The organism is Nonomuraea sp. SBT364 (assembly GCF_001083785.1).
Lineage (GTDB): Bacteria > Actinomycetota > Actinomycetes > Streptosporangiales > Streptosporangiaceae > Nonomuraea.
Window position 1 is genome coordinate 1 of sequence record NZ_LAVL01000263.1, and the last position, 7,777, is coordinate 7,777.

At 71.5% G+C, this 7,777-nt stretch carries 6 protein-coding genes and 1 pseudogene; 4 read left to right on the top strand and 3 right to left on the bottom strand.

Going from position 1 to position 7,777, the window contains the following annotated elements; genetic code table 11:
• Positions 1–401: pseudogene (locus ADY59_RS52090) on the top strand (radical SAM protein); the annotation flags it as partial.
• A 33-nt stretch (positions 402–434) separates the two neighbouring features.
• Here ADY59_RS52090 and ADY59_RS45560 read toward each other — a convergent pair.
• Together ADY59_RS45560 and recD2 are read right to left on the bottom strand one after the other, a co-directional pair.
• Positions 435–1,580 (bottom strand): L,D-transpeptidase, encoded by a 1,146-nt coding sequence (locus tag ADY59_RS45560; protein ID WP_063780987.1) that lies wholly within the window; start codon positions 1,578–1,580, stop codon positions 435–437.
• 180 nt (positions 1,581–1,760) lie between these two features.
• Complete coding sequence (recD2, locus tag ADY59_RS45565) at positions 1,761–3,944, bottom strand: SF1B family DNA helicase RecD2 (protein ID WP_197094170.1); 2,184 nt, start codon at positions 3,942–3,944, stop codon at positions 1,761–1,763.
• A 123-nt stretch (positions 3,945–4,067) separates the two neighbouring features.
• On the opposite strand from recD2, the gene ADY59_RS45570 reads away from it, so the two are divergent.
• Positions 4,068–4,511 carry a hypothetical protein gene (locus tag ADY59_RS45570; RefSeq protein ID WP_049577057.1) on the top strand — a complete coding sequence of 148 codons (444 nt, stop codon included), beginning with the start codon at positions 4,068–4,070 and terminating at the stop codon, positions 4,509–4,511.
• Positions 4,512–4,613: 102 nt separating this feature from the next.
• Complete coding sequence (locus ADY59_RS45575) at positions 4,614–6,002, top strand: cytochrome b (protein ID WP_049577061.1); 1,389 nt, start codon at positions 4,614–4,616, stop codon at positions 6,000–6,002.
• Positions 6,003–6,047: 45 nt separating this feature from the next.
• Here the strand turns inward: ADY59_RS45575 and ADY59_RS45580 are convergent, their stop codons facing one another.
• The gene (locus tag ADY59_RS45580) at positions 6,048–7,139 is read right to left on the bottom strand and encodes an NADH:flavin oxidoreductase/NADH oxidase (RefSeq protein ID WP_082310894.1); all 1,092 of its coding nucleotides are present in this window, start codon (positions 7,137–7,139) and stop codon (positions 6,048–6,050) included.
• Positions 7,140–7,220: 81 nt separating this feature from the next.
• Between ADY59_RS45580 and ADY59_RS45585 the strand changes: the two genes are divergently transcribed.
• On the top strand, positions 7,221–7,559 hold the full coding sequence (locus ADY59_RS45585; RefSeq protein WP_049577063.1) for an ArsR/SmtB family transcription factor: 339 nt from the start codon (positions 7,221–7,223) through the stop codon (positions 7,557–7,559).
• Positions 7,560–7,777 lie beyond the last annotated feature (218 nt).

Here is a 7,777-nt window from a genome sequence, read left to right on the forward strand (position 1 = left end):
GGGCGCAGGCGCGGCTGGAGTTGGTGTCGGCGCTGGCGGAGGCGGGGGTGGCGTGCCGGGGGTTGACGGCGCCGGTGTTGCCGTTGCTGAGTGATGCGGCGGATCAGCTGGGGGCGACGGTGCGGCGGATCGCGGCGGCGGGTGCGGTGGCGGTGGAGCCGGTGGTGTTGCGGCTGCCGCCGGGCACGCGGGCGTGGTATTTCGCGTGGCTGGGGCGGGCGCATCCGGGGCTGGTGGGGCGTTACGAGGAGTTGTACGACCGGGCGGGGCTGCCTTCCGCCGGGTATGAGGAGCGGATCGTGGGGCAGATCGGGCAGTTGTGCCGGGCGTATGGGCTGGCGTGTGGTGCTGGGGTGCCGGAGCGGCGTGAGCCGAGGTTCGGGCAGATGGCGCTGGTGTGAGGGCCGCTCCCCCGGTGAGGGGGAGGCGGCGGTTCAGGAGTCGTTCTTGAGGGCGCTGCCCTTGGCCCACTGTTTGAAGGACATCTGCCAGTAGCCCCAGCCGTTGTTCCATTCGAGTTCGCGGTCGGTGCCGGTGATGTCGACGATGTCGCCGCGCTGGAAGTTGTCGTAGTACCACTTGGCCTGGTCGGGGCGGGCGTTGATGCAGCCGTGGCTGACGTTGCGGACGCCTTGGGCCCAGGTGTTGTTCTTGGCGTGGACGTATTCGCCGCTGTTGGAGATGCGGACGGCGTGGTCGATCATGACGTCGTAGTAGCCGGGGTCGCCTTTTTTGCGTCCTGGGGAGATCATGCGGACGGGGTGGGCGCGTTCCATGGTGAGGTGGACGCCGGAGGTGGTGGTGTATTCGCGGGTGGTGGCCATGCCGGCGCTGATGCGCATGGTTTTGACGCGTTTGCCGTCTTTGTAGACGTACATCATGTGTTTGGCGGCGTTGATCTTGCTGATCACCTTCGCGCCGATCTTCATGTTGTAGTCGTAGTCCTTCATGCCGTACAGGCCCTTGCCGGCTTTGACGCCTTCGAGGTCGGCGGAGAAGGTGACCTTCTGGTGCGCGGTCCAGTACTTGGCGGGGCGGTAGATGGCGACGCGGTCGTCGATCCAGCGCCAGGCGCCCTGGTGCGGTTCTTCGGATTCGACGCGCAGGGCGCGCTCGACGGTGGCCTTGTTGGTGACGGCCTGGTTGAAGGTGACCTTGATGGGCATGCCGACGCCGACGGTCTCGCCCTTGACGTTGGGGGTGACGTCGGCGATCTGCAGGACGCGCTCGGGCTTGAGGGTGGTGAAGGTGCCCGTGGCAGTGGTGACGCCCGCGGTGGCGGAGACGTTGTACGTGGCGGCGGGCTTGAGGGGGGCGGTGGAGATCCAGCGGGTCTTGTCGCTGTTGAACTTGCCCTCGACCTGCTCGCCCTTCGCCTCGACGGTGACGTCGTCGAGCGGGCCGCCGGCGGCGGTGACGACGACCTTCTTGGCAGGGTCGATCTTGGCGCCGCCGTCGGCGGGGCTGATCTGGATGGTGGGTGCCTGGGGGGTGGCGGAGGTGGTGGCCTCCGATGCGGCGGGGCCGCCTCCGGCTCCGCCGCCGGAGCATGAGGCCGTCAAGGCTGCCGTGGTGGCCATGGCCACTCCTGCGGCGGTCTTTCTCCAGCCGGTTGCGACGTTCACTCCGTACCTCTCCCCCACTTGCTCATCTGCGCACTAAAAAACCTTAATGCTCCTGCATGTAAGACGCGGATGAGTTTGGGAGAGTTCGGTCACATTTAGATCACTTCTCGGGGTGTAGTCGCTGGTCAAGACGGGTCAAGACCGGCCGAAACCGAGACGGTGGGTGAGGCTGGTGTGGCGGCGCCCTGCCCCCTTCGTCCGTACGGCCTGGGCCAGGGCCCGGCGGGAGCCGACGATGACGACGAGTTTCTTGGCGCGGGTGATGGCGGTGTAGAGCAGGTTGCGCTGCAGCATCATCCAGGCGCTGGTGGCCAGCGGGATGACGACGGCGGGGTATTCGCTGCCCTGGGAGCGGTGGATGGAGACGGCGTAGGCGTGGGCGAGCTCGTCGAGTTCGTCGAAGGCGTAGTCGACGTGCTCGTCCTCGTCGGTCAGGACGGTCAGGGCGCTGTCGTCGGGGCGGATGTCGGTGACGATGCCGACGGTGCCGTTGAAGACGCCGGCGGCGCCCTTGTCGTAGTTGTTGCGCAGCTGGGTGACCTTGTCGCCGACGCGGAAGACGCGGCCGCCGTAGCGGCGTTCGGGCATGCCTTCGCGGGCGGGGGTGAGGGCTTCCTGCAGGGCGGTGTTGAGCGCGGCCGCGCCGGCGGCGCCTCGGTGCATGGGGGCCAGGACCTGGACGTCGCGGCGCGGGTCGAGGCGGAAGCGGCGCGGGATGCGGCGGGCGACGACGTCGACGGTGAGGGCGGCGATCTCCTCGCCTTCCTCGCAGGGGAACAGGAAGAAGTCGTTCATGCCGGCGAGCTGCGGGTGGTGGCCGGTGTTGACGCGGTGGGCGTTGACGACGACGCCCGACTCCTGGGCCTGGCGGAAGATCTGGGTGAGGCGGACGCGCGGGATGTCGGCGGCGGCCAGCAGGTCTTTGAGCACCTCGCCGGCGCCGACGGAGGGCAGCTGGTCGACGTCGCCGACGAACAGCAGGTGGGCGCCGGGGGCGACGGCTTTGACGAGTTTGTTGGCCAGGAGCAGGTCGAGCATGGAGGCTTCGTCGACGACGACGAGGTCGGCGTCGAGGGGGTTGTCGCGGTCGAAGGTGGCCTCGCCGCCGGGGCGCAGCTGCAGCAGCCGGTGGACGGTGGTGGCCTGGTGGCCGGTGAGCTCGGCCAGGCGCTTGGCGGCGCGGCCGGTGGGGGCGGCGAGGATGACCTTGGCGTGCTTGGCGCGGGCGAGGGTGACGATGGAGCGGACGGTGAAGCTCTTGCCGCAGCCGGGGCCGCCGGTGAGGACGGCCACCTTGTGGGTGAGGGCGAGACGGACGGCCTGGCGCTGCTCGGGGGCCAGGTCGGCGCCGGTGCGCTCGCGCAGCCAGGCTTCGGCGGCGCCCCAGTCGACGTCGGCGAAGGCTTTGAGCCGGTCGTGGCTGTTGCGCAGCAGGGTGAGCAGGCTGCCGGCCAGGGAGAGCTCGGCGCGGTGGAAGGGCGGCAGGTAGACGGCGGGCACCACGTTGTCGCCGGCGGGCACGGGTTCGCGGACGGCGCCTTCGCCGGTGACGAGGTCGTCGAGGCAGGTGGTGACGAGCGGCGCGGGCACGTCGAGGATCTTGACGGCGTCGGCGGTGAGGTTGGGGGCGGGCAGGTAGCAGTGGCCGTCGTCGGCGGCTTGCGACAGGGTGTAGCGCAGGCCGGCCTTGACGCGTTCGGGGCTGTCGTGCGGGATGCCGACGGCCTGGGCGATGGTGTCGGCGGTCTTGAAGCCGATCCCCCACACGTCGTCGGCGAGCTGGTACGGGTGGGTGCGGACGACGTCGATGGACCGCTCGCCGTACTGCTTGAAGATGCGCACGGCGATGGAGGTGGAGACGCCGACGCCCTGAAGGAAGATCATCACCTCTTTGATGATTTTCTGTTCCTCCCAGGCGGCGGCGATCAGCTTGGTGCGTTTGGGGCCGAGGCCGGGCACTTCGACGAGGCGGCCGGGCTCGTTCTCGATGACGTCGAGGGTGGTCGTGCCGAAGTGGGCGGTGATCCGCTCGGCCATCTTGGGGCCGATGCCCTTGATGAGGCCGGAGCCGAGGTAGCGGCGGATGCCCTGCACGGTGGCGGGCAGCACGGTGGTGTAGGACCACACCTCGAACTGGCGGCCGTAGCGGGGGTGGGAGGTCCAGCGGCCGGTCAGCCGCAGCGATTCGCCGACCTGGGCGCCGAGCAGCGGGCCGACGACGGTGAGCAGGTCGGCGCCGGTGCGGTCGGTGGCGACGCGGGCGATGGTGTAGCCGGTCTCCTCGTTGGCGTAGGTGATGCGTTCGAGCACCGCGTCCAGACTGGTACCGACGTCTTTGGAACCCGCGCCCGGGTTTCCCTCCGGCCTCCCCACACCGACGAGACTAGAGCAGATCTTCGGCACCGCGACACCTTCCGCGAACCGCCGGGACGGCGATCGGCCATGCGCGAGCTTTACCGAAGGCGCTGTGCGCCGGAAGCCGGCCGGGGCCGCCAGGACGGCGGCGGGTCGCCGCTCCTGCGGCTCAAGGCCGACGCGGGACCCGCGGTGGAGGTCAGGGAGTTCCCCGAGGAGCGGGCGGTCGTCGGAGCCGGGGACCGCGTCGCCGGCTCGGCGACCTGGATGCGGAAGAACATCGACGTCTATCTCCTGCGGGTCTCGCTCGATCGTCCGGGGAGCGGCTGGGGCGTTCAGATCGTCAACGACGGCGCGGACGCGCGTACGTTCCAGTTCATGGGCCTGGGCGGCACCAAGATCCGGTACAGGGACGAGTGGCCGGGTGCCGACCTCGTCTACTGCGGCTCGTTCCCGTGCGCGTGCACGCGTCACGACGGAGACCTCGCGACGGCGTGCAGCTCGTGCGGGCACCGGAGCCGGCCCGCGTGAGGCGTTCCGGCCGGACGTGACGTCGCTCACGCGGCGCCGTTTCGCTGTCACACCCCAGGGCCCCGGGGCGTCTTATGGGCAGGCAAGGTTAGGGGGCCCAAGATGCGTTCGTTCGTGACCGGGCGAGGCTCGTTCCAGTTCTCGCACTGGTCGTTCATGTTCGCGCAGATCGCCGTGTGGTCGTTCGCCGTGCTGACGGTGACCGGGGCGATGTTGATGCTGTTCTACGACCCGGGCATGTCCCAGGTGCGTTATGACGGCTCCTACGGGCCGCTGCGCGGGCTCTTCGTCAGCGAGGCGTTCGATTCGACCATGCGGCTGAGCCTGGAGGTGCGCGGCGGGCTGCTGATCCGTCAGATGCACCACTGGGCGGCGCTCGTGTTCGTGGCGGCCGTCGCGTCGCAGCTGCTGCGCATGTTCCTGACGGGGGCGTTCCGCCGTCCGCGTACCGGTCAGTGGCTGATCTGGGTGACGCTGCTGGCGCTCGGCATGGCCGCGGGCGAGACCGGCAACGCGCTGCCCGACGACGGCCTGTCGGGCGGCAGCCTGTGGCTGATCGTGTCGGTGGTGCAGTCCATCCCCGTGGTGGGGACGTGGGCGGCGTCGCTGCTGTTCGGGCCGGGCTTTCCCGGCGACAGGGTCATCCCGGTCATGTACGGGGGGCATCTGGCGGTCTCGGTCGTGATGGCCGGGCTGCTGATCGCCCGTGAGCTGCTGGTGCGGCGGCGCGGCCACTCGCGGTTCGCCGCCTCGCTGCCGGCGCGGCGCGGCGTGCGCCCGATGATGGCGGCGGCGACGGTCGGCATGCTGATCATCCTCGGGTACGGGGTGCAGATCGCCCCCGTCTGGCTGTACGGTCCCGCGAGGCCGACGCAGATCTCGGCGGGTTCGGTCCCCGACTGGTACATGGGGTTCCTCGACGGCGCGCTGCGCATCATGCCCGCGTGGGAGCTCACCGTCTGGGGTTACACGCTCAGCCTCGCGGTTCTCGTCCCCACGCTGGTGGTGCCCGGGGTGTTCTTCACCGCGCTGGCCGCCTACCCGGTGGCCGAGCGGTTCGTGCTGTCGCGCCGGGGCCGCCGGGACGCGCTGGGCCGGCCCAAGAGCGCGGGCCGGCTGGCGCGTGAGAGGCGCGCGCGGGATCTGCTCGACCGGCCGCGTGACACGCCGGTGAAGACGGGCGTCGCGGCGGCGGGGATCACGTTCTACGGCCTGCTGTGGGCGGCCGCGGCCAACGACCAGCTCGCCCACCAGTTCCACCTCACCCTCGAGGCTGTGACGATCTTCTTCAGGGTCGCGGTGGTCGTGGGGCCCGTCGTCGCCTTCGCCGTCACCCGGTGGATCTGCCTCGCCCTCCAGCAGGAGGAGCGGCACGTGGCCGGGCACGGGGTGGAGACCGGGATCATCACGCGGTCGCCGGACGGCGGCTTCCACGAACGGCTGGAGCCCGCGCGCGGGGAGCCGGCGATCACCGCGGGCCGCAGGGACTGACCGCATCAGCCGGCGCGGCTGATGCGCCGGGGGTAGCGGGCCGGGTCAGACGGCGTAGCCGTACTGGTCGGGCCAGGACGGCCGCGCGCCGAGCTCGCGGGCGGCCCGGCGCGGCCAGTACGGGTCGCGCAGCAGCTCGCGGCCGAGCAGGACGGCGTCGGCGCGGCCGGAGGTGAGGATGTCCTCGGCCTGCGCCGGGTCGGTGATCTTGCCGACGGCGGCGACGGGCATGCCGGTCTCGGCGCGGACCCGGGCCGCGAACGGCACCTGATAGCCGGGGGCGGCGACGACGCGGGCGCGGGGCGCGTTGCCGCCGCTGGAGGTGTCGAGCAGGTCGATGCCGCGGGCGTGCAGTTCCTTGGCCAGCCGTACGGTGTCGTCCACGGTCCAGCCGTCGCGTTCGTCGGCGGGGTTCTCGGTGAGCCAGTCGGTGGCCGAGACGCGGAAGAACACCGGCAGCTCCTCGGGCCAGACGGCGCGTACGGCGCCGGCGACCTCGAGGGCCAGGCGGGCGCGGTTGGCGAAGGTGCCGCCGTAGGCGTCGGTGCGGTGGTTGCTGTGCGGGGAGAGGAATTCGCCGATGAGGTAGCCGTGCGCGCCGTGCACCTCTGCGACCCGGAAGCCGGCCCGCAGGGCGCGCCCGGCGGCGCCGGCGAAGGCGGCGACGACCTGCTGGATCTCCTCGACGGTCAGCTCGTGCGGCGTCGGGTAGCCGTCGTCGAACGGGACGGGGCTCGGGCCGACCGGCTGCCAGCCGCCGGCGGCGGGGGCGACGGGCTTGCCGCCGTGCCAGGGCCGGTCGGTGGAGGCCTTGCGGCCGGCGTGGGCGAGCTGGATGCCGGGGACGGCGCCGTGCAGGGTGAGCAGGTGGCTGACGCGGGCGAAGGCGCGCTCCTGGTGGTCGTTCCACAGACCGAGGTCGGCGGGGCTGATGCGGCCTTCGGGTGAGACGGCCGTGGCCTCGGTGAAGATCAGTCCGGCGCCGCCGGCGGCGCGGGCGGCCAGGTGGGAGAAGTGCCAGTCGTGCGGGACGCCCGCGCCGGGGCCGTCGGTGGCGGCCGAGTACATGCACATCGGCGACATCCAGGCGCGGTTGGGGATCGTCAGGGAGCGCAGGGTGATGGGCTCGAACAGCACGGGGGCACACCTCCGGGAAATGGTACGACAGTCATCGTACTACGAGGGTTGTCGTACGATTGGCGGGTCGAGGGAGGGCCGATGTCCACGAGGGTTCTGGCGCATCCGGACGCCGGGGAGATCCGGCTGGAGGCGGTGCTGCACGCGCTCGCCGACCCCATGCGGCTGGAGGTGGTGCGTTTCCTGGCCGGTTGCGGCGGCGAGGCCGCGTGCGCCGAGATCGAGCTGGGCGTGAGCAAGTCCACCGGCACCCACCACTACCGCGTCCTGCGCGAGGCGGGCGTCATCACCCAGGTCTACCGCGGCACCGCGAAGATCAACTCGTTGCGGCGCGACGACCTCGACGCCCTCTTCCCCGGCCTGCTCGACAGCGTCGTCACCGCAGCCGCCCGGCGGCCCCGCCCGGCGGCCCGCCCTTGACCACCCACCCGGGCGGCAGCCGTACTCAGACGAGCTTCGCCCCCAGGGGCAAGGCTCGGGGCGGCCGGGGGGTCGCGTGGGTGGCGGCCCTGACGGCGACGCTGGGCACGGCCGCGTGCACGGCCACGCCCCCGCGCCCGGCCCCGGCGACGGCACCGGCGAGCGGGAGCGCCACAGCCACAGCCACAGCCACAGCCACGTCCGGGGCGGTGGCGGGT